The following is a 25,046-nucleotide window of genomic DNA, read 5'->3' as shown; positions in this document are numbered from 1 at the left end:
CAGCGATTGTAACAAGGCTGTCTGGTCTTATTTTAGAATGAACAGGATGGTTATGGTTCTAATTCAGTTTTGATGATGGCGGCGCTAAAGCCGGACGAGGAAGAAAGTAAGCCCAGCGTGTCCATTATGCTTTTGTTATAAGTCAGTGTGGCTGCACTTGTCAGTCTTAGTGTTCCATTTGTATAAAAGGGGCCGATTTGTGAGCCACTTGTTACCTCTGAAATGCCGCCTCCAGCCATAAATACCGTATTTCTTTGATCTTTGGTTCCTGGCAATACAATCGGGCCTTGATTTGTTACAAGTACGGCTTTACCGCCGATAGCATAGGAGTTATCAAACTGCATGGTATTTGTATCATTAGAGAGGATGCGCGTAATCGCGTTGGCGTAAGCGCCATTGGTTTTCTTGGTAGTTTGATAGTCGATCGGGATATTTTCTGTATTCATCGCCGCATTTACAGTCAAGTTGCAAGCCTGAGCCGATTGGATTTTTATTGTATCGCCGGCTAGCAAGCTTGAATTATTCGTTAGTTTTACAGGGCCATTCGTGCTTGTGATTGTAATTTTTCCAACTGGCGGGTCTTTTTGGGGGTCTTTCGGTGTTCCCGGAGTTTCAAATCTGGCATAATTGTCAAGCAAAATGCCACTATAGCCCTTTACATCGATTTGTCCGCCATATAGCGTGCTAGAGTTGGTAAAGTGTAATGTACCGGTAGTTGAAGCAAGTGATAGAGATCCCGTATCCTTGGCGATGATACTAGAGGGATTGCTCATACTCAAGTCACTTACTGTTTGAATATTGACGACACCGCTCTGGATTTTAGCCGCGGTTGACATAGTTAAAGTTTTTGCTGTGTAGATATTTACAGTTGAGCCAGTTGGCAGAGCATTTTGGATATCTTTTACAGTTGCTTTGCCTAGAGCGTCTTGTATGCCGATATAGGCTCCGTTCGACAGGGAAACCGAACCTGTCACATAAATCGTTAGGCTCGAATTTTCCTGAGCCTTTTGATAGAGGGCGGGGATTTTAGCCGCATCTTGAATATTCAAGGTTAAATCGCCATTGATAAATAGAGTTACATTGGGACTGGTAAAGGTCAGGGTTGAAGAGTTTAGAGTATAAGAACCGTTGCAATAGTAGGCGCTTTCACTTAGTGTTAAGTTCTTCATAGCTACCGGAGAACCGCCAGTGGCAGCGACAAGATCGGTATACTTGCTCCACTCTGCTTTGGTTGGAAAGGGTTGGGGTGAAAAAGAATCAAAAGTTACTTTGGGTACTTTTAGCACTCCGACGGGATCAGCGAATTTCCAGTTGTGCACATAATCTCGAACAATAGCGCGAGTATTATAATACTGGTTGTAGGGGGGGATATAGCTTTCCGCCCGCGCCCAGGCATAGTCAACTACAGGCTTTGTTGTGCCGGAGATATTATATTGACCATTGCTGCCAATGTGAGTTGCGGGAGTGGGGTCGTCTGGAGAAGGCGTAGAGTTATTAAAGAAATAAATCGTATCATTCGTAAGGATAAAATCCCCATTAGAGTAAGCCACATATTTACCGGCAACATTGCCATAGTCGCCGTCTCCGCCACTATTTGGCGTTAGATTTACGGTCAGGTTAATCGCTTTGCTTATCGTTTTTTTCGTAGTATCAGATCGGAGCGTGGCCTCTGATCTGATATGAAAGACTCCGTCTTTATCTTTCGAGAGAGTAACAACATAAGAGCCCGTTTGATTTGGTTGCGGTGAGAAATTTTGCAGGGAAGAAATCGTCACTAGCTTGTCAACTGCTTGTCCCGTTTTATGAATAGCATCATTTATTTTAGGATCATGTGCGCCTGCTTTGATTTGGGCCAACAGGTCATGTACACCTGCTTCAGCAATATACTCGGTAGCTACTCCGTCGCGATAATCTGTGGCTGTGTTTTGACTTGTCTTGCTTATCGTCATAAGGCCAGCGCCTAGGATACTGAAAATAAGCATCCCGCCTAAGACGAGTATGGCTGTTGAGCCTCTAGAGTTCTGTAAAATTTTGCGAATTGATAAAACCATAAACTAACTCCCTTTCAGTGAATTTATTGCAATTCAAAGGTGGCTTTAGCGGAAGTGATCATCGTAGAAATGGCTAATTCCGGCGGGGTATGAGTATTGGGATCTGTCGTAGTGGGGTTGACCAGCTTGAAGTGGATTGTTACAGATTCGTTGGTGGAATTGGGGTCGACTATGAATAAAGGCCAACTGCCGCTGGCATTGCTGTCAAGTTCAATTACAATATTGCTGCCCTGACCATATAATTTGCGCTTTTCTTTTGTAGCAGTGTTAAAGAGCATCAGTTGCTTGGTGGTACTGTCACGATAAATAATTTGAACTACTTCTGGCGGATTTTCGATTGAAGAGTTTAACGGTGGTGCTGTAAATTGAATGGCTTGTCCTGTTGCAGCACTAAAATTGGGATTATTATCTACCAATTTATAATTATGGCCTCCATGCAGGTTCAATATCAAATCATTTGTTAGTATGGATGCAGAGGTTCTTACTTCAAATTTACTGCGACTATCAAGCCACGCTTTCACCGTTGCGGAAAAATAGCTACCCACCGCACCGAGCAGAACGGCTGTGATTGCCATCCAAACTAACAGTTCAACCAAAGTAAAGCCCTGCTGGCGGGAATGACTGAATTTCATAAAAGCCTCCTTATCTAACGCTGCGGAATAAATGTAATGAGTTCAACTTGTAATGGTTTATTTTGCTCTTGCCAAGTCACTTTTACGGTATAGGCGACAAGTGTTTTAGCGCTGTTCTTAGCAGTATCGCTTGTTGTTACTGGTTCGGGCGTGAAAGTGACTGTGTAATTTTCGTATATTTTCGGCAAGGTTTTTGGATCAATTAATGTGGCGCCATCAAAAGCAGGGGTCTGAGTTGCTGTAACTTTGAATTGTTGCGCATCAGGGGATGTGCTTTTTTGTGCTGCCTTAAAGGTTTCTATGTATAATTGGGCCAAATTCGTTGCATTTGTATAATTGGCTGAGTTTGTTGTTGATTTGCTAAGCATTATATAAAAACCGCCAAGCGCCAGTAGGGCGACACAAAACATGATAGCAATCAAGGCTTCCGCTAATAAAAAACCGCCTTGGGAGTGCAAATCTTTTTTCATAATTAGACTCCTTTAGAGAAAATCAAGTTCAATATAAAAGACTGGTATATCTTTATAGTAGTAGTTTATTTCATTTTAATATAAGATTACAATAGCAAGATCCCATATATTAAGATTTCTTAATAATAAATTGTCTTTTTAAAGATTATTTTAATAAAAATTAGTTCTTAATAAAATTGTCGTTTTATTGAATATCTGTTACAATAAATTACACAAAGACTAGGACTCTTATCCTGGTTTTATTGTACAGTTATGGAATTTTACAATGGGATAGAGTCTTGTTTTATCATAACGGGAGGCAAAGAGTTTGCAAATACCAAGTTGGCTGCAGCAAGAGATTGTAATTTCTGAAGCAATGAAAAAAAAGTTAATAGGAGTTGCAGTTGTCGTCGTAATTATATTTTGCTGCTGGGTGTATTTGAATTTAGGCGACGGTCAATCACGTCCTGTCTCGGTCAGTGAACCGCTTAAAACGCCAATAGCGGAACCCAAAAAGAATCCTCCCGGAAAAATTAGTTCTGGCGAACCAGATTTAATTACTCGCAATCCTTTTTCGCTTCCGCCTGAGTATCGACAGGACGGTCAGCCAGCAGCGACTAATTCGCCGCAACCGCCGGTAAATTCTACAGGAGCAATGAAGCAGCCTGATTTTTCGCGGCAGGATACAGTGACAACCTGGCGTCCGACTACTGGCAGTACCGCTATGAAATTAACCGGGATTGCTGAATCAGACGGTCTTCGTTTAGCGGTTATTAACACAGGGGGAGAGTCGAAGGCTTATCGCGTCAATGAGCAGGTTGGGCAATATCGCCTAATTGCGATTGGTGCAGACTATGTGGTTTTACAATCAACTGGAGCAAGAAAAATTCTTCAGTTAGAAGATATAAGAGAAAATGGAGGCGCCGCAAATGGAAGATAAAGGACGCCGTATTTACTGCAATTGGAATAAAATACTTTTTTCCTTCTTAGCCGTAATTCTACTAGGGCGAACAACTTGTTTTGCCGAGGAAAGTTTTTATAATCTCGTATTTGTGAGGGAAAATCTCCCTGTCGTTTTTCATACTATGGCTAGTTTAGAAGGGGTAAATATTGTTTTTGATAGTGATAACGTAAAGGATAAGTCCAGTGAGCTTACCATCAAACTAGATCATGTAACTTTTGCTGAGGCGATGAGCTTGATTACGCAGAGCAAGGGATTGACCTATCGTTATATTGGCGAAAAAAATATTCTTGTCGAAAAGAATGATTTGGCCAGCCTGAAAACGATCAAGTTGGAACATGTTATGGCTGATGATCTAAAAAAATCACTGACTGGCGCAGCGGATGGTCTTAAAGTAAAAGTAGATATAGATCCTGTTTCTAATTCACTTTTAGTCAGCGGGCCAATTGCTGGAATTGAACGGATGACTGATATGGTTGCAAAGCTTGATGTAGCCGTTCAACAGGTAGAGCTAGAGGCTAAAGTTTTGGCAATTAGTAAATCGGCTACGAAGGATCTAGGAATTGACTGGAAGTGGGATGCAACGCCAAAGATGTATGATTATACGGCGCCGACTTATACGGCAACGACTGATAGCAATGGGAAACTTGTGTATACGCAGACGACACCGGCAAAGATTACTCGTAACAGCACTTTGACGAATCCTGGTGTGGTTCAGTTTGGCAAAGGGCCGGAAGGGCGTCCTTACGAATTTTACTATCAGGCGACAATTAGCGCTCTAGTCAGTAACGGCAAGGCGCAAGTTTTAGCCAAGCCTAAAATCTCTACCGTGAGTGGTAAAGAGGCGCAAATTATGATTGGTGATAAAATTCCAGTACAGACGCAAACGATACAGAATGGGCAGACTACGACGTCGATACAATATGTTGATGCTGGGATTAAACTGGTTTATACGCCGGTCGTTTCACCAGATGGACAGATTTTTGCCAAGGTACATACAGAAGTGAGTACGCCAGAGCTTGTGTCAGATATTAAACAATATAAAATTTCGACGCGGGAAGCGGAAACGAATGTAAAAGTAAAAGATGGCGAAACCATGGTGATTGGCGGATTGATTGGCCAACAAACATCGGAGACGGTAAGTAAAGTACCCTTTTTAAGTGATCTGCCGATTTTAGGAGCTTTGTTTAAAAGTGTTCACAATACAGGGAGCGATAGTGAAATTGTGATTTTCCTAACAGCCCATATTGTGAAATAGATAAATAGGCGAGGATACTATGGTGATACAACGGAAGCGCTTAGGCGACTTGATGATTGAGACAGGCATTATTTCTCAAGAACAATTGAATAAAGCCTTAGGAATACAAAAAGTTTCCGGGGAAAGACTCGGGCGGATTTTTTTAGATCTCGGTTATATTACGGAAGAACGGATGGTTGAAGTTCTTGAGTTTCAATTGGGCGTACCTCACGTTGAGCTGGCTCAGATTGAAATTCAACCGGAAATCCTAAAAAAGGTGCCTGTGGCGATTGCCGAAAAATATAAAGTTTTTCCGGTAAAACAAGATGGACGCTTTTTGACACTGGCCATGACGGATCCTACGAATCTTTACGCAATTGATGATGTGCGCATGGCTGCCGAGTGTGAAGTTACGCCGGTTATTGCGACAGAAAGAGATGTTCTGCGCGCGATTAGCAAGTATTACGGTGTCAATGAATTAGTCGAAAAAGCTGTAAGCCGCTTGCGGATCGAAGAGACACCCATCGAAGAATTGCAAACGGCTGACGACGCCCCCATTATTGGCATTGTAAACTCTTTGTTTTTGCAGGCTGTGCGTGAACGGGCCAGTGATATTCATATTGAGCCGCAAGGAGAAAATCTGCGGGTCCGTTTTCGGATTGACGGCGTGTTGCGCGAGATTTGCTGCTTTACGGCGAATATTCAGGCAGCGATAATTTCCCGAATTAAAATTATGGCCGGCATGGATATCGCTGAAAAGCGGTTGCCCCAAGATGGGCGAATCTTTCTAAATGAGCTAGGCCCTACTGTAGATATTCGGGTATCAAGTTTACCAACGATTTATGGCGAAAAGATGGTTATGCGAATTCTTGATCAAAGAGCGGTAGTGCTTGATATGGAGAAACTCGGTTTTTCTGGCGAAAACTTAGCTCGTTATCGCCGCTTGTATCAGCATGCCTATGGTATGATTCTCGTTACTGGTCCCACTGGTTCCGGTAAGACAACGACACTCTACTCTTCCCTAGAAGAATTGAATGATTTGCAGCAAAATATTGTGACTCTAGAAGATCCAGTCGAATATCGTTTAGCCGGAATTAATCAGGTTCAGGTCAATGCGAGAGCAGGCTTGCATTTTTCTACGGGGTTGCGATCCATTTTACGCCAAGATCCGAATATTATTATGGTTGGGGAAATTCGCGATAATGAAACGGCTGATATTGCTGTCCGTGCCGCTCTTACAGGGCATCTAGTGATGTCAACTTTGCATACCAATGATGCGCCTAGTACGATAACGCGCTTAATTGATATGGGAGTTCCACCGTTTCTGGTGGCTTCTTCGATTCTTGGTATTGTGGCTCAGCGACTTGTTCGGTTGTTGTGCCCTCATTGCAAAGAGCCTTATCAATTGAATCCAGATTCACCAGAACGCTTTTTTTTAGGACTTGATGCTTCCGAGCCTGTGACGCTTTATCAGGCGCAAGGTTGTACGGAGTGCAGTAGTACAGGCTATCGCGGCAGAATTTCTATTCATGAAGTCATGGTTATCAACGAAGAAATTCGTACTTTGATCAGCCAGAGCGCTTCCACCGATCAAATTCGATCAGCCGCTACAGCAAACGGCATGACAAGTATGCTTGACGATGGTATTCAAAAAATTCTGCAGGGACTTACGACGGTTAAGGAAGTTATGCGCGTTTCGCAGGGGTGAAAGGTGAGGAATCAGTTATGATACGAGAATTACTGGAAGAAGCCGTGCAACGGCGTGCTTCTGATGTACATATTACGGTAGGCGTTCCACCGGTTTTTCGCATAAATGGCCATTTAATTCATACAGATCGACCAGTGCTCACGGTAGCTGATACAGCAGCGCTAGTCACAGGGATACTGAATGAAGAGCAACAGGCCCGCTTTCGCGAGAATGGAGAACTCGATTTTTCTTATGCTATTCCCGGTGTAAGTCGCTTTCGGGTAAATGCTTTCAGGCAGCGTGGTTCCATGGGAATGGCAATTCGACTCGTGAATGAGACCATTGCGACGTTGGATCAGTTAGGACATCCGGAAATTTTAAAGAACTTTGCTCGCTCCACACGCGGCCTTGTTCTTGTTACCGGACCGACAGGCAGTGGTAAATCTACTACGCTAGCGGCGATGATTGATCTCATCAATACGGAGCGAGATTGTCACATTCTGACACTGGAAGATCCCATTGAATATTTACATAGACATAAAAAAAGCATTGTTAACCAACGGGAGATTCATGCGGATAGCAAATCCTTCGGCAATGGGCTGCGAGCGGCCTTAAGAGAAGATCCCGATGTGATTCTCGTCGGTGAAATGCGTGATGCCGAAACAATCGGCATTGCTGTGACTGCGGCGGAAACAGGGCATCTTGTTTTTGCCACGCTTCACACAGGTGATGCTTCGCAGACGATTGACCGCATTATAGATGTATTTCCGCCTTATCAGCAGCAGCAGATTAGAGTACAGCTTTCCTTGACACTGCAAGGGATTATCTGCCAACAACTCTTGCCGCGAAAAGACAATACTGGCAGAGTGGTAGCTTTAGAGATTCTAGCAGCTACGCCTGCTTTACGCAATTTGATTCGCGAAGGGAAGACCCATCAAATTCTGTCAGTTATCCAAACGGGGATGCGTAGCGGCATGATTTCTATGGACATGTCTTTGAAAAATCTCTACACAAATGGTTTAGTGACTTACGAAGACGCAGTAATGCGGGCGTCTCACCCAGAATCTTTTGTCCGTTTGGCTCAGCCCTACTAATAACCTAGTTTATTTTGACGGCGAGAGGAGTAGAAAGTGGCTAAGACATATATTTATACAGCTCGCAGCCGAGACGGGCAGAGTCTTTCCGGTACTGTTCTAGCTGATACGCAGCAGGCGGCGGCATCTTATGTGCGGGAAAAAGGGTATTTTGTTACGGCTTTAAAAGAAAAGCAGGTTAGCTTTTCCTGGCGGGACATAAAGCTTTTTAGTTCTAAGGTCAAAACAAAAGATCTAGCTGTTTTTTGCCGACAACTGAGTACGATGATGAATGCTGGCGTGCCAATGGAACGTTGTTTAAATATTCTTGCGGAGCAAACAACGAAGTCTTCGCTCAAAGCGGCGGTGCAGGACGTATATAAAAAAATCCGTGAAGGCGAGGCACTTTCGGTTGCTTTAAAAAATCACAGTGAGGTTTTTCCCACGATTATGATTCATATGGTTGAGGCCGGCGAAGTCGGCGGTGTGCTCGATATTGTGCTAGTACGGCTGGCAGCCCATTTTGAAAAAGAGCATAAACTCAATCAAAAGGTTAAATCAGCTATGACCTATCCGGCCGCAGTCCTTACGATTGCGTTGATTGTCGTTACCTTCATTTTAACGTTTGTATTTCCAACTTTTATGGAAATGTTTAAAAATATGAAGACGGAATTACCGCTGCTTACGCGGGTTTTGCTTGCTGCTAGCGCCTTTATCAGGGAAAATCTGTTGGCATTAGCGCTACTAGCTGTTGGTAGCGTATTCTTGCTCCTGCAGTTTTATCAGCGACCGACAGCAAGACGGTTTATCGATGGGGCTTTCTTTCGTATTCCTGTCGTTGGAGGATTGATTCAAAAGGTTGCAGTGGCTCGCTTTAGCCGGACGTTAAGTACCTTAATTAAAGGCGGCGTACCAATTTTAGCTGCTTTGGAGGTTGTGAAACGGACGCTCGGAAATTTTGTCATGGTCGAAGCGCTTGATAAAGCCCAAGTTCACGTTGCCGAAGGAATGGGACTAGCCTATACACTGCAAGAAAGCAAGGTTTTTACGCCGATGGTGGTACAGATGATTGCTATTGGCGAAGAAAGCGGCGCGACAGATGAAATGCTCGAGAAGATTGCCGACTTTTATGACGACGATGTCGATGACCTTGTCAGCCGCCTTAGCAGCTTGATGGAACCGGCGCTGATACTCTTTTTAGGTTTGACTATTGGTGCGATTATTGCCGCCGTTATGCTACCGCTCTTTGATGTGATGACATCGATGAACTCGATCTAAGGTGTATTATTTGATCCATGAAGGGAGGTGAAACCATGATCGAAAGAATCAGAAAACAGCTAAAACTGCAACAAGGCTTTACCTTAATTGAACTTCTTGTCGTTATTGCTATTATTGGTGTTTTGGCGGCTATTGCAATTCCCAAGTTTGCTGATGCGACAGCTACCTCCGGGACGGCGAAGATTCAGGCGGATCTCAGCGCGATTGATACGGCTAGCCAAATTTATCAGGCGAATAACGCAGGAACAATACCTGATACTGTTGATGCCCTTGTGACAGCAAAACTGCTTACAAGTAAGCCTACGCCCCCAGCTAAGGCCATGTATAAAGGTAGTGCACAAGACACATCGGGATCAGCTTATAGCATCAATACAGATGGGCGTGCAATAATCGATAAGATTGGTACGGGAGCAAATTTGACAGCTGAAAACGTGACTGCAAAATGATCTCTTCAGCCTGCCGCTGCCTGATGGCGGCGGCTCCGGCTGAATTCTTTTCTAAGTTAAACTCTTTATGGTAAGTGAAATTTTTCAATCTAATTTGTTTGGGATGATGACCGTGTTATTCCTTTTTTTTATAGCAGGGCTGTTTATTGGCAGCTTCTTAAATGTTTGTATTTATCGGTTGCCACGCGAAGAATCGATCCTTTATCCGCCTTCGCATTGTCCGACTTGCAAGCAACCCTTAAAACCTTGGAACTTAGTACCTCTTCTTAGCTATATTTGGCAGAGCGGGCGTTGCAGCCACTGCGCTGGCAAGATTTCGTTGCGCTACCCAATGATAGAATTGGTAACCGGATTTTTATTTGCTTTTTGCTACTGGCGCTATGATTCGTTTGATTATGGAGCAGCAGCGGCTATATTTGCCGCTTTTTTACTTGTTATTACTTATATCGACTATGATTACCAGTTGATTTTAGATAAGGTTTTGTTGTGCCTTAGTGCGGCTGGTTTTATAATAGAAATAGTGTTGTTTCATTTAGATTGGATTGATTTCTGTGTTGGACCGCTGTTAGGCGGCGGTGTGTTATTATTATTAGCGATTATCAGTCGTGGCGGTATGGGCGGCGGCGATGTGAAATTTGCGGCGGTCTTAGGGCTGTGGTTGGGAATTAAAGGCGTGATTCTTATGTTATTTCTCGCTTTTTTATTAGGTGGCTTTATCGGGATTGTTTTGCTAGCCTTGGGGCGTAAAGGAAGAAAAGACGCGATTCCCTTTGGGCCGTTTATGGCGGTTGCCGCTTTGATCACCTGGCTTTATGGAACCGATCTATTAGCCTGGTATTTTGGTATGATACTTTAATTTTGCAAGCAGGTGAGAGGCAATGATTGGGAAAATAGTGAAACGTATAATATTAGGACAGTCCGCCGAAGCTCTAGGCCTTGATATTGGCAGCGGTTATATTAAAATGGCCTATATTTCCCATAAAGATAGCGCGCCTATGCTACTGGGAACAGCTATTCGCGCGATTCCGGCTGAAATTATGCAGAATGAGGAAATTATTGATATGGAAGCTTTAGCGGAATTGCTTCGTAGCATGACAGCGCAGTTTCCGCAAGCTAGAAAAAATGCCGTTTTTGGTATTGGCGGCAGGATGGTCTATTCCCGAGAAGTTATACTGCCTGATTTATCACCGAAAGAAATGGCAGAAGCGATCAAATGGGACATGGACTCCTATGTTCCTTATGCAGCAGACTCCTACTATTACGACTATACCGTAGTGGAAAAGGTAAGCGGCGAAAAAGGAACAGAGGCAAAAGTTCTCATAGTTTCGGCCTTAAAGGAACGAGTGAATCGATTTATCCAGTTAGCTGAAGCGGCAGGATTGCAAATCGGTGCGATTGACTTTGAAGCGCTAGCTGTGCAGCGTACTTTTCCCACTTCTCTAAATGGGATTGTTGTCGATATCGGGAAAAATGTTTGCCAAATTATGATTTTACAAAAAGGCTCACCTGTAGTAGTTCGTACAATTCCTTTAGGCGGACATCAAGTTACACAAACCATGATGCAGCACATGGCAGTGGATTATGTAACAGCAGAGGCGGTGAAGGTAAAAGGGAGAAATCTCTTGCCGTCGCTTACTGCCAAAGGGCCGACAGAGGAACTGCATAGTCAGATTCAATATGTTGTCGAAGATTTAGCGCGGGAAATTAGACGAACTTTTGAATATCATCAAATGCAGCACAAAGAAATGATTGCTGAGCAAGTCTTTTTGACTGGTGGTGGCGCTTTACTGAAAGGTCTTGCTGAGCATTTAGCGGTACAGATTGAACTGCCTGTCCTACTAAATAATCCGTTCGAGGCGGTTCGAATCAGCAAGAAGCTTGACCGAAGCTCACTTTATGCCGCAGCGCCGCAGTTTACAGTCGCCATCGGTTTGGCTCTACAGGAAGGATAAATTATGCTAAGAGTGAATTTGTTACCGCCGGAGCACCGGCCACCCTCGCTTCCCCTTGCTCGAATTTCAACTATTTTTAGTAGTTTGTTATTACTAGTCTGTGTGACTCTTTTCTCTTATAACCTATACTCTATCGGACATATGGATTCACAAATCCAAGTACTTCAGGCTCGCAATGATGAGCTTGAACCGCTGGAAAAAGAGATTGCCCAAACAGAAGGGCAGCGACAGGAAATTGCTAAGCGACAAGGGCTAGTTCAGCAAATTTCCCAAGCGAGAATTCCGTGGTATCATATTATTTCGCATCTTACAGCGATTGCACCGCCTGATCTTTGGTTTATAAACTTTTCATCGGAAGATAAAGAGCAGAGTGCCAGAAAAGTTATTAAGATTACGGGGGTTGCCAAAAATTATCTGGATTTAACCTTATTTATTAATAAAATGGAAAATGATGCTATGTTTGTAAATCCCAGTTTAGCGATTGCTGAGGAAAATACGAATAAGCTTCAGTCAAGTAAGCGTTTTGAAATTACGGTTCAAATCCGGGAGTTGAAGTGATGAATGGATAGCAAGCAGTTGCTGGATAAGTGGAAAGAGCAGCAAAGACAATGGACTGTAAAGCAAAAACTAGCGCTGCTCGGTTTAGGGTGGCTCTTTGTGTTAGTTTTGCTATATTTTTTTGTTCTTGTGCCGCAGCAGGAAGTTTTACAGGAGCGAACGAGTCGGTTGCAAGCGGTTACCGTGAAAAATACACGCCTAGAAACCTTTCGTAAGGATCATCCTGATGTTAGCGTATATTGGGGAGAGCTTGATAGTGAGCTAGCTGCTGTTTCCTTGCAAATTCCTGATCATAATGATTTGAGCGGCATTTTATTTCAAGTGGATCAAGTGGCCAAGAAAAACAATCTAGAATTGGCTCGAATTAAGCCAGGAGCACCGATCAATCAAAAAAATTACCGCGAGATTCCTCTTGAATTAGATGTACGGGGCATGTTTTTTGATACGATGCACTTTCTACAGGATTTAGAAAAAACAACGCGTTTGGCTAATGTTGTTGTCGTCGATACCCAGGCAAAACAAGATAAGTTACAAACGAAAGTCGTAGTTGTTGTCTATAGCTATGGAATTCTTCCGAATAGCCCGGCAACCAGCCAGCCCGTGAAACCAGCCGGAGCGGCTAAAGAGCAGCCGATCAATACCGTTGAGTCAGCCGCTAGAGGCGATAGTTCTAGTGCTAAGCAAAAGTAAAATTTCTTCATTCTTTTGCCGATTCCAGCATAGAAATGTATTGTGCTGTTTTTAAGGCAGTGCGAAAATGCATTGGAAAAGGTGAGAAGAGAATGGAAGGAAAAACTGTTGCAAGCTCTGCTTTGATCATGTCTGTAGTAATGCAGCCAGATCAAGCAAATCCCTCGGGTAATGTCCATGGCGGCGAAATTATGAAACTAATGGATAACGCCGCCTATGTAGTAGCGCAGCGCCATGCCCGCACGAATGTTGTTACAGCCAGGGTTGATGAATTGATTTTTCATCAACCGATTTTTGTAGGCAATTTGGTGACTTGCCATGCTTTTCTTACCTTTGTGAATCGTTCATCTATGGAAGTCGTTGTTACTGTGGAAGTGGAGGATTTATTTAGTGAAGCTTCGGCAAAGGCTGCTTTATCGGCTTACTTTACCATGGTCGCACTGAATGTGGGCGGTAAGCCGCTTAGTGTTTCGCCACTAAAATTAGAGACGGAAGAAGAGAAAATTCGTTTTGAGGCAGGCCAGCAGCGACATGAAATGAACAAACGTAAAAAGGAAGAAGGTCAAACTGTATTATTTGATCGCTAAAAAGGTGATTTGACAGCAAGAGAGATTTCCGATAGTTTTCAAAAATTTAGGAAATCTCTCTTATTTTTGCAGGAATTATTTTAAGACTCGCGAAATTAAGAATAATTCGTGGCTTAGTATATTTTAAATGGTATACTGTACACCTTAATAATGGAAGCCATTGAAAATTACAGAAAATGCATAGGAGTAGAGAAAGGAGTTTTCATGGAAATTTTTGCAGTATTTAAAGGAATTATTCAAGCGGGGCCAACGGTATTATTGCCCATTATTATCTTTTTATTTGCACTGGCTTTCCGGTTGGAGTTTGGCAAAGCTTTGCAAAGCGCCTTAACGGTAGGCGCGGCTTTTGCTGGTTTGAAATTAGTTATTGAGTTTTTAGGTAAGAGTTTGGGACCAGCGACGAAAGCAATGGTTCATCATATGGGAGTATCGCTGAATATTGTTGATATGGGTTTTGGTACTGTTGCGGCCATTGGCTGGAGCTCTCCGATTGTACCGATTATGGTTTTAGCAATTATGGCTACTAATATTATTTTACTAGTATTAAATAAAACGAATACTTTTAGTGTAGACATCTGGAATTATCATCATGCTTTAACTGTAGGCGCTTTAGTCTATTTTCAGACGGACAATGTAGCGGCTGCTGTGGGTGCTGCGGCTTGTACCGCTTTATTTGTCTATAAGATGGCCGATTGGGCAGCGCCACTTGTTAGCAAATATTATAAAATGCCGGGTGTTACGATTCCGGCGATTCATGCTCTGATGAATTTGCCGATTGCCGTTCCTTTGAACTTATTATTTAATCGTATTCCTGGTTTTAACAAAATCGATTTTAATATGGCGAGTCTGCAGAAATATTTTGGTCCCTTCGGCCAACCGTTAGTAATTGGTTTGATTTTGGGTGTTGGGATCGGTTTTCTCGGCGGTTATGACTTCTATAAGGCTTTTGGTTTAGGGATTAATATGGCCGCGGCTATGTTGCTTTTACCTAAAATGACGCATATTTTTGTAGAAGGCTTAAAGCCGATTTCTGAGCAGGCCCGCAAAATTAGTGACGAAAAGTTTAAAGGCAGAAAAATATTGATTGGTCTTGATCCGGCTATTTTGCTTGGTGATGCTGCGGTTATTACGACGGCGCTGCTTATGGTACCAATCCTACTGGCCTTAGCTGTGTTGTTACCTGGAAATAAACTGTTACCTTTTGCTGACCTAGCTGCTTTGCCTTATAAGGTAGCAATGGTTGTTGCTTTGACGAACGGAAATATTTTTCGCAGTTTGATTTTATGTACGATTGCTTTTATTCCATACTTCTTTTTTGGTACCTGGACAGCATACTTGGTTACGGCCGCTGCCACTTCAGTCGGTCTTGGCGATACCATTCCTGCCGGTATGATGATTAGTTCCTTTACGGGTACGACGATGCCGATTGTTTTTATGATTTATAAGGTGTTTACAGGCAATCTCTATCTGACTGTGCCAATTTTGTTGGCACTATTCCTAGCGATTTGGTTCTACATTGAACGAGTGTTAGCCAAAAGAACCGTACAGGAAACCGTTGCTTAATTCATAATTATTTCAAATTCAATAAATCAAGAGACTTTTCTAAGCCGTTGGCATTAGAAAAGTCTCTTTTTTTAATGCCACAAATGTAGTATTATACTGCAACTGTTGCGATAATATGGTGAGAATGCAACAAGAATACATTTTATAAATAAATAAGAATGCTGTAAAATATGGCAGTAGCGGCTTAATAAGATAATTGGCACGATACTTGCAATTTGATGATTTCTGAAAATGGTAAAACGGATCATGGTTTTTGAAGGAGGAGGTATGCTATTAGACCGTTCTGAAGGCAGGATGCGTATTTTCAGAAAAGTTAAAATGAGTTGGGGGATAGGAAAATGTTTAAACAATATCGTAAAGTTGTCTTGTTAATGCTTTTTTTTGCAGCTTTTATTAACTATGTTGACCGGGCAGCTTTGTCAATTGCAGCGCCTCATATTTCCAAAGAGTTTAATTTGAATCCAGCAGATATGGGATTAATATTCAGTAGTTTTTTTGTCGGTTATGCACTTTTCAATTTTATCGGTGGTTGGATGTCTGATATTTTAGGACCACGTAAAATTTTTGGTGCGGCTATGTCGATATGGTCGATTTTCGGTGGATTAACTGCTATTACTACAAGTTTCACGTCCTTATATATTGTAAGAGTTCTCTTTGGCCTTGGCGAAGGACCGATTGGTTCATCCAATAACAAAACTATTAATAATTGGTTTCCTGCTGGTGAACGAGCTAGAGCCGTGGGGATTTCAACAGGCGGCATGTCGCTCGGCGCTGCTCTTACCGGCCCGATCGTAGCTTTTATGATTTTACATTGGGGTTGGCGGACTCCGTTTATTGTATTAATGATTGCTGGTTTTATCTGGACTTTTTTCTGGGTCAAATTAGTTACAGATCATCCACGGCAGAATCGGCGTGTATCGCCTGAAGAATTACAGGAAATCGAAGCTGGTCAAATTACAACAGCGGAAGTAAAGGGAAAGACTTCGTTAGCATATTTTTTAAAACAGCCGACAGTTTTAGCTACAGCGATTGCTTTTTTTGCTAGCAATTATATTCTTTATTTCTTTTTGACGTGGTTTCCCAGCTATCTTGTTATGGCGCAGGGGTTAAGCCTTAAAGATATGGCTATTGTTTCTGTTATTCCTTGGTTGATTGGGTTTATTGGGCAAGTGGGCGGCGGGTTTGTATCTGATGCAGTATATCGCAAAACTGGCAAACTCATGTTTTCTCGCAAGGTCGTAATTGTTAGCTGTTTAATCGGGTCTGCTATTGGGGTCAGTCTTGGTGGTATGGCGACGACTGCTTTTGGCGCTGTAGCACTCATGTCACTCACGATTTTCTGTCAGTATTTGACGACTTCGAACTATTGGGCAATCATCCAAGATACTGTTAAAGGTGAAAATGTAGGCGGTGTGGGTGGTTTTGTTCATTTTCTATCGAACTTAGCTGGTATTGTAGGGCCTGCCGTGACGGGATATATCGTACAGTCAAGTGGCGGCAATTTTTCAGCAGCTTTCTTATTAGCGGGCGCTTTAGCCATTATTGGTGCATTAGCTGTTGCTTTCGCTGTTAAGCCAATCAAAGAAGAGGCTGTATTGGAATCGGTACCAGCAAAATAATTCTTTGGAGGCTTTTGCATGAACTGTGATATATTAATTCGCGGCGGACGAGTGATTGATCCGGCTGTGAACCGCGATGAAATTGGTGATATTGCAATCTATAACGGGAAAATCGGTCCCTTGCCAACACCTGGCGATACAGTTAGCGAAGTAATTGATGCGACAGGTTGTTTAGTATTGCCAGGGTTGATTGATTTTCATGGTCACGTATTTTTTCGGGGAACAGAAAACAGTGTTGCTCCTGATAGCGCTTTTTTACCTTATGGTGTAACGACTGTTGTCGATGGCGGCAGTGCCGGAACAGCAAATTTTGAAGTGTTTCAACAAGCCGTGGTAAATCATTCACTTATGAGAATTTGCAGTTTTGTAAATGTTTCACCTACAGGTCAGACAACAAATCGTTATGATGAAAACTTAGATCCAGATTGTTTTGATGCAGATAAGATCGGTCAATTATTAGAGCAATACCAAGGGACTCTGCGCGGGATTAAGTTACGTCACAGTCGTGGTATTGTGAAAGAATTCGGTATGGCGCCTTTGAAGAAAACTTTGGCCATTGCAGAACGATTTGACTGTCCGATCATGGTACATGCAACAAATCCGCCTAATGATACGAGCGACTTAGCTGATTTGTTGCGTGGCGGCGATATTTTCGCCCATATGTATCATGGAACGGGAAGTACAATCTTAACCGAGACAGGCAATATCAAGGCAGCTGTGCAAAGCGCCCGTGATCGAGGCGTGTTATTTGATGTAGCGCATGGTCGGACTAATTTTACCTTTGCTACAGCTCGGCAGGCTCTAGCCGCTGGCTTTGAACCGGATATTATTAGTTCTGACACGACACCCTTGACTTTGTATCGTCCTCCCGCCATGGGGCTGCCGTTCTTACTTTCTAAATTCCTGGCCATGGGATTGTCTTTGACTGAACTGGTTCGCACTTGCACAGCCACTCCGGCAGCAGCACTTGGCTTGAATGGAAAGATTGGTACGTTGGCCCCAGAAGCTTGTGCCGATGTAGCGATTTATCGGCTGACCAAGGAAGCTGTGACCTTTAGCGATTTTAAGGGGGATTTACTTCTAGGCGAAGCAGTATTAGTGCCTCAGTTGACTCTGTTAGGCGGTCGACTTGTTTATCGTCATATTACTTTTAATGTATAATTACTGTAAGGTTTGTTTTCAATAAAACCGCTTTTAGCCGCTTTGGCAAAAAAGCGGTTTTGCTTTTATCTCCTTCTTGTATTATTATAAATACAATATTGTTTAAAATGATTCTCAATTGATGGGGATTTATATTAGGAGAGATTTTATGAGACTACAAGACAATTCAGGATTAGCTGCGGCTGTAGGCGCCTATGTTTTATGGGGGATTTTGCCTGTTTATTGGAAACTGTTAGGCGGAGTTGCGGCTCCGGAGATTTTGGCGCATCGCATTCTCTGGTCCTTTGTATTTATGACTTGCCTCATTCTGTTGATTCGTCGTCAGCGGGAATTTTGGGAAGAAGTAAAATCTATTGTATCTTCCCCCAAAAAAACATTTGTTGTGATTTGCGGGGCTTTATTAATTAGTTTGAATTGGCTTGTCTATATTTGGGCTGTCAATGAGGGCCGTATGATCGAAACAAGTCTAGGCTATTATATCAATCCGCTTGTGAATGTCTTATTAGGCGTAGGCGTATTGAAAGAACGGTTGAATGGTTGGCAAAGTTTTGCTATTTTGTTAGCCGGAGCGGCTGTTGGCTACTTGACCTGGCACTTTGGGTCCGTTCCCTTTGTAGCTTTAGCGCTTGCTAGCAGTTTTGCGCTATATGGATTATGTAAAAAGCTAGTGAGGGTCAGTCCGATTACAGGGGTTACTTTAGAGACGATGCTCATTGCACCGGTCGCTTGCACCTATTTATTCTATTTAGAAAAAACGACTGGGAGCTCTTTTTCTGTTTCGTTTACGGCAACATCATTTTTTTTGATTGGTACAGGTATTATTACGGCAATTCCGCTATTATTATTTGCTCAAGGCGCTAATAAATTACCGCTCAGTATTTTAGGGTTGATTCAATATGTATCGCCCACGTTGACCTTGTTACTGGGGATCTTTCTGTATCAGGAAGTCTTTACAGCGGTTCATTTTATTTCCTTTTCTTGCATTTGGCTCGCTCTGCTACTTTTCTCCTTAGCGAAGACCCCTTTCTTTACCGCCTTGGGAAAATCTTTTGCAAAGGTTTTGGTTCGCTAAGAGACGTGCTGCCAAGAGGCAAGGAGGCCTAAAATGAATAAGTTTTGCAAATTCACTATTGTTGCTGTTGCTTTACTACAACTTTTTAAAATTGTTGAGCCAAATGGCTTGTCGGTTTCGCTAGGTATCGTGTCATTGCTGTTATTTCTTACAGGTTTTCCGGCTCAGGGAAAATCTTTTCAGAAAATGACGCTCTTTTTTCTCGCTTGCGGTACTTTTTTACTTTGGAACTATCAATTGCCGCTGTCTATCTGGCTTGACTCTTTTATTTCGATGACGAATGTCATTGCAATTATTGTGGTCATGCAGCTATTTACTTTGCCTATTAGTCTGGGAAAGTATAGCGACACGATTGAATATTGGTTGAAAAAATCTTTTCGTAAAGAAAGCGGCTTATTTCTGTTTGCTACTTTAATTACCCATGCGTTTTCCAGCTTTCTGCTTTTTGGTACGGTTCCGGTTATGGTTGCTTTATTTAGCAAGGCCTTTAAAAATACAATTTCTGATTATCCGCGTTTTTTATCAGCAGCTATTGTACGTGGTTACGCTATGGCCTTGCTTTGGGCGCCAGGCGCTGTCATTATGCTATTAGTATTACAAGTGACAGGCGCTTCTTGGTTTTCCTTATTTTTGCCTAGTGTTTTGTTAAGTATACTAGGTTTAGCGACAGCCTATGTCTTAGAGCATTTCTCTGGTTTAAATCGACCTCTGGCTATTTCAGCTCAGCAGGCAGCGCCTAGCGCAACAAAACAGACTGCCTTACGGCAGTCTGTTCATATTGCGGCAGTTGTTCTTGGACTTATCGGCTTGATTGCCCTGTTTGAGTTAGGCAACATCGGTGCCGGGTCAGGAAGGATTTTACTAGCGGGACTTACCGTTTCGGGGATTTGGCTGCTGTCTTTTTGGCGACAGACAGGTTTTCGCGATGCTCTGAGAACTTACTGGGAATCAGGCGTGGCAAAGGCCGTTGATTTGTCGGTTTTTTTTCTAGCCATGGGTTTTTTTGCCGGGGCCGTAGAGAAAAGCAATGTTTTAGGACAACTTCAACCGATACTGCAGCTTTATATTACACAGTTCGGTTTATTGGCTCTCTTGGTGATCCCGTGTGTTTTTGTTTTATTGGCAGTTGTCGGCATTCATCCGTTTATTTTAGTCGTTCTGTTTGGCAAAGTTCTTATGGCGCTGTCGCTCCCTTTATCGCCTGTAGGAATTTCACTGCTCTTATTGCTTTCTAGCGCCATTTCTTTTATTGCTTCGCCTTTTGCGGGCATGGTTTTGATGACGGCGAAATTTTTACAAGTAAAAAACTTCGATGTAGCCTGGCGCTGGAATGGGCTGTATTCTTTGATTTTTTTTCTGGAAGGTCTTCTGTTCATTTGTCTTTGGCCGTAAGCGGTTCTTTCATTGCTTTACTTTCCAACTGAATTTGAATAATACGTCTTGGCCGACCAGTGCCGCTAGGGCTTTTTTTACCCACAATTGCGCAATAGCCATGGTCTGCCAGTTTTTCAATGATCCGGTTCATCGTGCGCAGTGTGACGCCAGCTAGCTCTGCTAAATCGCTGGCGGTGAAGGTGCTTTTTCCATGCTGTTCGATGAGGCCGTACAGATGAAAGAGTGTATTAATGCTGATGCCTGTTTGATCGGAAATTTGAAGAAATTTTTCATCGACTTTCGGTGGGGTGTTTTCTGCTTGCGAGCTGGCTGCTAATGGTCCAATCAGCTTCTTTTTATTATAGGAAAAAGCTTGATTGCCGCCTGTTTGGCTGGCTTTACGCATGCCGATCATCGCCCCGTATTTGGCTTCTTTGGCTGTTTGACCAAACCCGATTCCCAGGCTGATTGTGCCGGAGGAATTTTTTTTTACGGCTTCTAAGAGAGGGATTTTCTGTAGTTTATTTGTTTCCTGTTCTAAGAGTTGTCGTGTTGAAAAGAGTAGGTATTCTTTGGGGCTGACCTCAATAACGGCCGCTTGGATTTTTTGTGCAAAGAGGTAAATTTCTTTCGATAGCTTCATGCGATCAATGGCAGCCTGGTATTCATTTTCCTGGAAGAGGGAGTATTCGTTTTGTTCATCAATTTGAATACAAAGCGCTACGATTTGACTTTGTTGGCTAAGCTGAAGTGCATAGTTAAGTTGGAGCTTTGTTAAGGCTTCGCGAATGATGGCTTCTGTTGGCTCAATCATAATATAGGGAATTTCTTTTGCTTTCAGGTAAGATACCACACCTTGTAGCGCCGTAAAGCAGCAAGCGACGTTATTGTTTCTAAATTGCTCTTCGTGAAAGGCGCAGACATATTCTAAATAATCCGAGCGCGATAGGTCAGTGTCGGCAGCGTACAGCGATAGCTCTTTGGGCGTCAGATTAATCTCACCGTAGACTTCGTAAAGTGTTTGCATTGTGTAAGAGTCGAAACTGGCTTTGGTAATATCATAATGGTATAACCAAGCCGCTTTTAATAAAACCCGTAACAAGGCACTGCTATTTCGTTGAACATATTCCCAAGGAATGGTAGGAGTCAGAGCTCGCTTGGCTACTGTAAAAGGCGTTGTTCCAGCAAATAGCAGTGCGTCTAAGTGGGCTTGTTGATATTTTACGATGGTAGGCGATTCTGTATAAATACTATAGTTGCAGGCAATCGGCTCCATATGATGGAATTCTGCTGTGATTAAGCGGCTAATCCGCTCGGTTTGATTGATGGGGCCAATAATGCCGATTTTCATAGAAATGCCTCCTGTAATTTGTCTTCGTAAGAGTAAATAGTTTTAGTCAAATTAAAGAACTGTTCAGGACTTGGTCTTTAAAGCTATAATATCATTAATTTCATATTTACAAAAGGTTGTTTTTAATGTTTTTTCTGTAAGGAAATATGTGTTTATGACAAATTCGAACCTTGATAACATCAATGACGATGGATAGCTCACTTAGAGACTGTCCATTTTTTGTTATCTGGGGGAAATTCGTTGGAGCAGGCAGAAAAAAACAGCACGATCTTACGTAAAACAGCAAACAGAAGGAGGAGCTTCATGGAAACGATTCAAAAGAAAGCAACAGGAAAGTATTTTGTGTTTATTCTTCTCTATTTAGGATGGTGTATTTCCTATATCGACAGAGCGGCTATTAATATTTCGCTTGCCGCGATTGGCAAAGAGTTTCTCATGAGTCCTTCGACTATGGGGATTGTGCTTAGCAGTTTCTTTGTAGGTTATGCTCTCATGCAGCTGCCTGGCGGGTGGCTGGCTGATAAGTTTGGTTCGAAGAAAATCATTATAGCAGGGATTTTATTCTGGTCGATTTTTACGGGAATTACAGGTCTTGCCTGGTCTTTTGCTTCTTTGATTGCGATCCGTTTTCTTTTCGGAATTGGTGAAGGCGCTTTTCCGCCTGCGAGCTTAAAGGGGATTGCCGAGAACTTTTCGAAAGAAGATAGACCGAAAATGACATCGGCATTATTGTCATCGAATTATATTGGTAGTGCGATTGCACCGATGGTGATTGCACCCTTATTGATGTTCCTTGGTTGGAGACATATGTTTGGCGTTATCGGAGCTTTAGGGATTATTTTTATTATTGTTTATTGGTTTGGCGTAAGAGAAACACGCCCTAGCGAGGCTGGCGAAACGAAAGCAAAAGTACAGAAAGTCCCCATGAAAGAATTGTTGAAAATGCCATTAATGTGGAAACTGGTTATTGCCTGGTTTGGTCTTAGTCTTGTAAATAAAGGGCTTGATTCCTGGATGCCTACGTATCTGTTGACAGTAAGACATCTTGATTTGAAAGCAATTGGTTTGTTGACGCCGCTGCCGTTTATTGCGGCAGGGATCTCCACGGCTATCGGCGGCTGGCTCATGGTTCGTTTCTTTGATAAAAAAGAAAAGTATTTCCTCATTGGCAGTGCTTCCATGACGGCTGTGTTCCTCTACTTCATGTATACAGCACAAACAGTCGGAATGGTTATTTTTTTCCAAAGCATCGTCTATTTCTTTAAATCATTCGTAATGGCAATTTGCATGTCCTTACCAATGAAACTTCTTCCTGGGACTGTATCTGGCTCTGCTGCCGGTATGATTAATCTGGGAGGGCAGTCAGCCGGATTTGTATCGCCGGTTATTATTGGTTTTATGATTAGCGCCTTTAACGGTTCCTATGATGCGGCCTTCTTTTTCCTGATTGGCGCAGCTTGCTTAACAATTATTTCAGCCTTGACGATTCGTACTGACAAAGTGGTGGCCGTTACGGTTACTGAAGATGGAAAACTGGTACGATCCTCATCATAATATGCAAAGGGTAGTGTAGAAACAGTTAGTTAATAAAATTCACTTTATAAAGGAAGAAGGGCTTTCATGTTTGATCTGAAAATTGTCAACGGACAGCTTGCCGATGGGACAGGCCGCCCCCTATACAAAGGCGATATTGGAATTACGGGAGATCGCATCACAGCGATTGGCGAGCTTGGCAGTGCGCCAAGCAAAACTACGATTGATGCCGCTGGAAAAGTCGTCAGTCCCGGCTTTATCGATATGCATACCCATTCCGATTTGTCAGTTTTGGTTGATCCTCATGCCAGTAGTAAAATTCATGATGGCGTGACGACAGAGGTCATCGGTAATTGTGGGATTGGTGTGGCGCCTGTAAAACCAGGGCAGGAAAAACTGCTTGTTGATTATTTAGGAACACGGATGATTGGCACAATTCCAGTAGAAATAAAATTGCACTGGTCTTCTTTTGCGGAGTATCTTGACTATATCAATGCTCATTCGCCAGCCGTCAATATTGCGCCGCTTTTGGCCCATGGACCGATTCGGATTGCGACGATGGGCTTTTCACCGGACCATCCGTCGCTTGAACAGATGGAAGCTATGAAACAGTTGATTCGCGACGGCATGGAAGCAGGAGCGCTTGGTTTTAGTACGGGCCTAATCTATATGCCTGGTGAGTTTTCCACCACTGACGAGCTAGCTGAATTGACGGCGGAAATTCGCTCGAAGAGTGGTTTTTATGTAACCCATATCAGAAATGAAAGCCAGGATGTTTTTACAGCTTTGGAAGAAGCTCTGACGATTGGCCAGAAAGCAAGAACTCCTGTTCACATTTCTCATTTGAAGCTGTGCGGTTCCTCCGTATGGGGTCGCACGGATGAACTGTTAGGTCGAATTGATCGAGCTGTGGCTGACGGGATTGAAACTAGCTTCGATTTATATCCTTATACAGCTGGAATGACCAGCTTAATGGCTTGTCTTCCTCCATGGGCCTTTGAAGGCGGTGTGGAAAAGCTGCTGGCGCGTCTTGGCGACAGTACGCAGCGGATGAAAATGATTAAAAGTATTGAGCAGGGAATTCCTGGTTGGCAGAACATGTCCAAAGCGGCTGGCGGTTGGCAAAATATTATGCTTTCCACTGTATTTACCGAGAAAAATAAAGAACTCGAAGGCAAAACAATAGCGGAACTTGCCGAACTGCTTGGTAAAGATCCCTACTCAGTTGTCTTTGATCTGTTAGTGGAAGAACGAGGCCGGATTCAGATTGTTCTCCATATGATGCAAGAAGCAGATTTGCAGGCAATTTTACAACATCCCTTGGCATCAATTGGTTCTGACGGTATGAGCATGGCGAATAAAGGCGTTTTGTCGACAGGAAAGCCTCACCCGCGGGCTTTCGGCACGAGGGCCCGTGTTCTTGCCAAGTATGTTAGAGAAGAAGGTCTGCTCACCGTAGCGGAAGCTGTGAAGAAAATGTCCTATATGCCAGCAAAACGCTTGGGTTTAAAAGATCGCGGCGTTCTTGCTGAAGGGAACTTTGCGGATCTTTTGATTTTTGATCCAGCGAAAGTATCGGATCAGGCAACATATCAAGATTCTAAGCAGTATTCTGTCGGTTTTGACACGGTGATTGTGAATGGCGCTGTAGCCCTTCAGGACGGAGTTGAGCAAGAAGTATTCAATGGTCGCGTTGTTACAAAGTAAGAAGTGATAAAAAAAGACTGGGCCTTTTGCGTAAAAGCGAAAAGTCCAGTCTTTTTATGGCTAAC

At 43.0% G+C, this 25,046-nt stretch carries 22 protein-coding genes; 18 read left to right on the top strand and 4 right to left on the bottom strand.

Translation table 11 applies throughout. The annotated features are described in order from the left end of the window. Positions 1-50 precede the first annotated feature (50 nt). From AC0MXB_RS10390 to AC0MXB_RS10380, 3 genes are read right to left on the bottom strand one after another with little or no spacing between them, the layout of a single operon-like run. The gene (locus AC0MXB_RS10390) at positions 51-2,051 is read right to left on the bottom strand and encodes a hypothetical protein (protein WP_474039601.1); all 2,001 of its coding nucleotides are present in this window, start codon (positions 2,049-2,051) and stop codon (positions 51-53) included. Positions 2,052-2,074: 23 nt separating this feature from the next. After that, on the bottom strand, positions 2,075-2,683 hold the full coding sequence (locus tag AC0MXB_RS10385; RefSeq protein WP_474039600.1) for a PulJ/GspJ family protein: 609 nt from the start codon (positions 2,681-2,683) through the stop codon (positions 2,075-2,077). Positions 2,684-2,697: 14 nt separating this feature from the next. Continuing rightward, positions 2,698-3,153: a type IV pilus modification PilV family protein gene (locus AC0MXB_RS10380; RefSeq protein ID WP_474039599.1), complete on the bottom strand. Its 456-nt coding sequence runs from the start codon at positions 3,151-3,153 to the stop codon at positions 2,698-2,700. Positions 3,154-3,460: 307 nt separating this feature from the next. Here AC0MXB_RS10380 and AC0MXB_RS10375 point away from each other — a divergent pair, with 307 nt between their 5' ends. The 16 genes from AC0MXB_RS10375 (at position 3,461) to AC0MXB_RS10300 (ending at position 20,408) form a co-directional block, all read left to right on the top strand. Beyond that, positions 3,461-4,072: a hypothetical protein gene (locus AC0MXB_RS10375; RefSeq protein WP_474039598.1), complete on the top strand. Its 612-nt coding sequence runs from the start codon at positions 3,461-3,463 to the stop codon at positions 4,070-4,072. After that, entirely contained in the window at positions 4,062-5,351 is a 1,290-nt protein-coding gene (locus tag AC0MXB_RS10370) for a secretin N-terminal domain-containing protein (RefSeq protein ID WP_474039597.1), read from the top strand. The genes AC0MXB_RS10375 and AC0MXB_RS10370 overlap by 11 nt, the downstream gene beginning before the upstream one ends. Before the next feature lie 19 nt (positions 5,352-5,370). Then, positions 5,371-7,038: a GspE/PulE family protein gene (locus tag AC0MXB_RS10365; RefSeq protein WP_474039596.1), complete on the top strand. Its 1,668-nt coding sequence runs from the start codon at positions 5,371-5,373 to the stop codon at positions 7,036-7,038. Positions 7,039-7,055: 17 nt separating this feature from the next. Continuing rightward, positions 7,056-8,111 carry a type IV pilus twitching motility protein PilT gene (locus AC0MXB_RS10360; protein ID WP_474039595.1) on the top strand — a complete coding sequence of 352 codons (1,056 nt, stop codon included), beginning with the start codon at positions 7,056-7,058 and terminating at the stop codon, positions 8,109-8,111. A 36-nt stretch (positions 8,112-8,147) separates the two neighbouring features. Beyond that, entirely contained in the window at positions 8,148-9,368 is a 1,221-nt protein-coding gene (locus AC0MXB_RS10355; protein WP_474039594.1) for a type II secretion system F family protein, read from the top strand. Positions 9,369-9,403: 35 nt separating this feature from the next. Beyond that, positions 9,404-9,814: a competence type IV pilus major pilin ComGC gene (locus AC0MXB_RS10350; RefSeq protein ID WP_474039593.1), complete on the top strand. Its 411-nt coding sequence runs from the start codon at positions 9,404-9,406 to the stop codon at positions 9,812-9,814. 106 nt (positions 9,815-9,920) lie between these two features. Further along, positions 9,921-10,670: a prepilin peptidase gene (locus AC0MXB_RS10345; protein WP_474039744.1), complete on the top strand. Its 750-nt coding sequence runs from the start codon at positions 9,921-9,923 to the stop codon at positions 10,668-10,670. Between the two features lie 22 nt (positions 10,671-10,692). Next, entirely contained in the window at positions 10,693-11,766 is a 1,074-nt protein-coding gene (gene pilM, locus AC0MXB_RS10340; RefSeq protein ID WP_474039592.1) for a type IV pilus assembly protein PilM, read from the top strand. Positions 11,767-11,769: 3 nt separating this feature from the next. Then, positions 11,770-12,324 (top strand): PilN domain-containing protein, encoded by a 555-nt coding sequence (locus AC0MXB_RS10335; RefSeq protein ID WP_474039591.1) that lies wholly within the window; start codon positions 11,770-11,772, stop codon positions 12,322-12,324. 3 nt (positions 12,325-12,327) lie between these two features. Further along, a complete protein-coding gene (locus tag AC0MXB_RS10330; RefSeq protein WP_474039590.1) occupies positions 12,328-13,014 on the top strand; it encodes a type IV pilus inner membrane component PilO in 687 nt (228 codons plus the stop codon). Positions 13,015-13,106: 92 nt separating this feature from the next. Then, positions 13,107-13,601, top strand: a complete 495-nt coding sequence (locus AC0MXB_RS10325; protein ID WP_474039589.1) for an acyl-CoA thioesterase — start codon at positions 13,107-13,109, stop codon at positions 13,599-13,601. A gap of 204 nt (positions 13,602-13,805) precedes the next feature. Continuing rightward, positions 13,806-15,164: a PTS galactitol transporter subunit IIC gene (locus AC0MXB_RS10320; protein ID WP_474039588.1), complete on the top strand. Its 1,359-nt coding sequence runs from the start codon at positions 13,806-13,808 to the stop codon at positions 15,162-15,164. 338 nt (positions 15,165-15,502) lie between these two features. Beyond that, positions 15,503-16,783: an MFS transporter gene (locus tag AC0MXB_RS10315; RefSeq protein ID WP_474039587.1), complete on the top strand. Its 1,281-nt coding sequence runs from the start codon at positions 15,503-15,505 to the stop codon at positions 16,781-16,783. 18 nt (positions 16,784-16,801) lie between these two features. Further along, positions 16,802-17,944 carry a metallo-dependent hydrolase gene (locus AC0MXB_RS10310; RefSeq protein WP_474039586.1) on the top strand — a complete coding sequence of 381 codons (1,143 nt, stop codon included), beginning with the start codon at positions 16,802-16,804 and terminating at the stop codon, positions 17,942-17,944. 148 nt (positions 17,945-18,092) lie between these two features. After that, a complete protein-coding gene (rarD, locus tag AC0MXB_RS10305; RefSeq protein ID WP_474039585.1) occupies positions 18,093-19,016 on the top strand; it encodes an EamA family transporter RarD in 924 nt (307 codons plus the stop codon). Positions 19,017-19,049: 33 nt separating this feature from the next. After that, positions 19,050-20,408, top strand: coding sequence for a hypothetical protein (locus AC0MXB_RS10300; RefSeq protein WP_474039584.1), 1,359 nt, complete (start codon positions 19,050-19,052; stop codon positions 20,406-20,408). Here the strand turns inward: AC0MXB_RS10300 and AC0MXB_RS10295 are convergent. Then, complete coding sequence (locus AC0MXB_RS10295) at positions 20,389-21,741, bottom strand: hypothetical protein (protein WP_474039583.1); 1,353 nt, start codon at positions 21,739-21,741, stop codon at positions 20,389-20,391. The two genes, AC0MXB_RS10300 and AC0MXB_RS10295, sit on opposite strands and share 20 nt — an antisense overlap. 303 nt (positions 21,742-22,044) lie before the next feature. On the opposite strand from AC0MXB_RS10295, the gene AC0MXB_RS10290 reads away from it, so the two are divergent. Continuing rightward, a complete protein-coding gene (locus tag AC0MXB_RS10290) occupies positions 22,045-23,295 on the top strand; it encodes an MFS transporter (protein ID WP_474039582.1) in 1,251 nt (416 codons plus the stop codon). Between the two features lie 66 nt (positions 23,296-23,361). Continuing rightward, positions 23,362-24,981, top strand: a complete 1,620-nt coding sequence (locus AC0MXB_RS10285) for an N-acyl-D-amino-acid deacylase family protein (protein WP_474039581.1) — start codon at positions 23,362-23,364, stop codon at positions 24,979-24,981. Positions 24,982-25,046: the final 65 nt, after the last annotated feature.

Source organism: Pelorhabdus sp. sgz311001 (assembly GCF_055901755.1).
This window is presented reverse-complemented; position numbering and strand designations above follow the sequence as displayed.

What these genes read in the sequence shown, in the direction of transcription:
- AC0MXB_RS10345 (WP_474039744.1), top strand. Translation starts at nt 9,921, where the DNA reads ATGACCGTGTTATTCCTTTTTTTTATAGCAGGGCTGTTTATTGGCAGC.
- rarD (WP_474039585.1), top strand. Translation starts at nt 18,093, where the DNA reads ATGAGACTACAAGACAATTCAGGATTAGCTGCGGCTGTAGGCGCCTAT.
- AC0MXB_RS10330 (WP_474039590.1), top strand. Translation starts at nt 12,328, where the DNA reads ATGGATAGCAAGCAGTTGCTGGATAAGTGGAAAGAGCAGCAAAGACAA.
- AC0MXB_RS10310 (WP_474039586.1), top strand. Translation starts at nt 16,802, where the DNA reads ATGAACTGTGATATATTAATTCGCGGCGGACGAGTGATTGATCCGGCT.
- AC0MXB_RS10370 (WP_474039597.1), top strand. Translation starts at nt 4,062, where the DNA reads ATGGAAGATAAAGGACGCCGTATTTACTGCAATTGGAATAAAATACTT.
- AC0MXB_RS10325 (WP_474039589.1), top strand. Translation starts at nt 13,107, where the DNA reads ATGGAAGGAAAAACTGTTGCAAGCTCTGCTTTGATCATGTCTGTAGTA.
- AC0MXB_RS10300 (WP_474039584.1), top strand. Translation starts at nt 19,050, where the DNA reads ATGAATAAGTTTTGCAAATTCACTATTGTTGCTGTTGCTTTACTACAA.
- AC0MXB_RS10360 (WP_474039595.1), top strand. Translation starts at nt 7,056, where the DNA reads ATGATACGAGAATTACTGGAAGAAGCCGTGCAACGGCGTGCTTCTGAT.
- AC0MXB_RS10315 (WP_474039587.1), top strand. Translation starts at nt 15,503, where the DNA reads ATGTTTAAACAATATCGTAAAGTTGTCTTGTTAATGCTTTTTTTTGCA.
- pilM (WP_474039592.1), top strand. Translation starts at nt 10,693, where the DNA reads ATGATTGGGAAAATAGTGAAACGTATAATATTAGGACAGTCCGCCGAA.
- AC0MXB_RS10390 (WP_474039601.1), bottom strand. Translation starts at nt 2,051, where the DNA reads ATGGTTTTATCAATTCGCAAAATTTTACAGAACTCTAGAGGCTCAACA.
- AC0MXB_RS10320 (WP_474039588.1), top strand. Translation starts at nt 13,806, where the DNA reads ATGGAAATTTTTGCAGTATTTAAAGGAATTATTCAAGCGGGGCCAACG.
- AC0MXB_RS10385 (WP_474039600.1), bottom strand. Translation starts at nt 2,683, where the DNA reads ATGAAATTCAGTCATTCCCGCCAGCAGGGCTTTACTTTGGTTGAACTG.
- AC0MXB_RS10295 (WP_474039583.1), bottom strand. Translation starts at nt 21,741, where the DNA reads ATGAAAATCGGCATTATTGGCCCCATCAATCAAACCGAGCGGATTAGC.
- AC0MXB_RS10290 (WP_474039582.1), top strand. Translation starts at nt 22,045, where the DNA reads ATGGAAACGATTCAAAAGAAAGCAACAGGAAAGTATTTTGTGTTTATT.
- AC0MXB_RS10350 (WP_474039593.1), top strand. Translation starts at nt 9,404, where the DNA reads ATGATCGAAAGAATCAGAAAACAGCTAAAACTGCAACAAGGCTTTACC.
- AC0MXB_RS10380 (WP_474039599.1), bottom strand. Translation starts at nt 3,153, where the DNA reads ATGAAAAAAGATTTGCACTCCCAAGGCGGTTTTTTATTAGCGGAAGCC.
- AC0MXB_RS10335 (WP_474039591.1), top strand. Translation starts at nt 11,770, where the DNA reads ATGCTAAGAGTGAATTTGTTACCGCCGGAGCACCGGCCACCCTCGCTT.
- AC0MXB_RS10285 (WP_474039581.1), top strand. Translation starts at nt 23,362, where the DNA reads ATGTTTGATCTGAAAATTGTCAACGGACAGCTTGCCGATGGGACAGGC.
- AC0MXB_RS10365 (WP_474039596.1), top strand. Translation starts at nt 5,371, where the DNA reads ATGGTGATACAACGGAAGCGCTTAGGCGACTTGATGATTGAGACAGGC.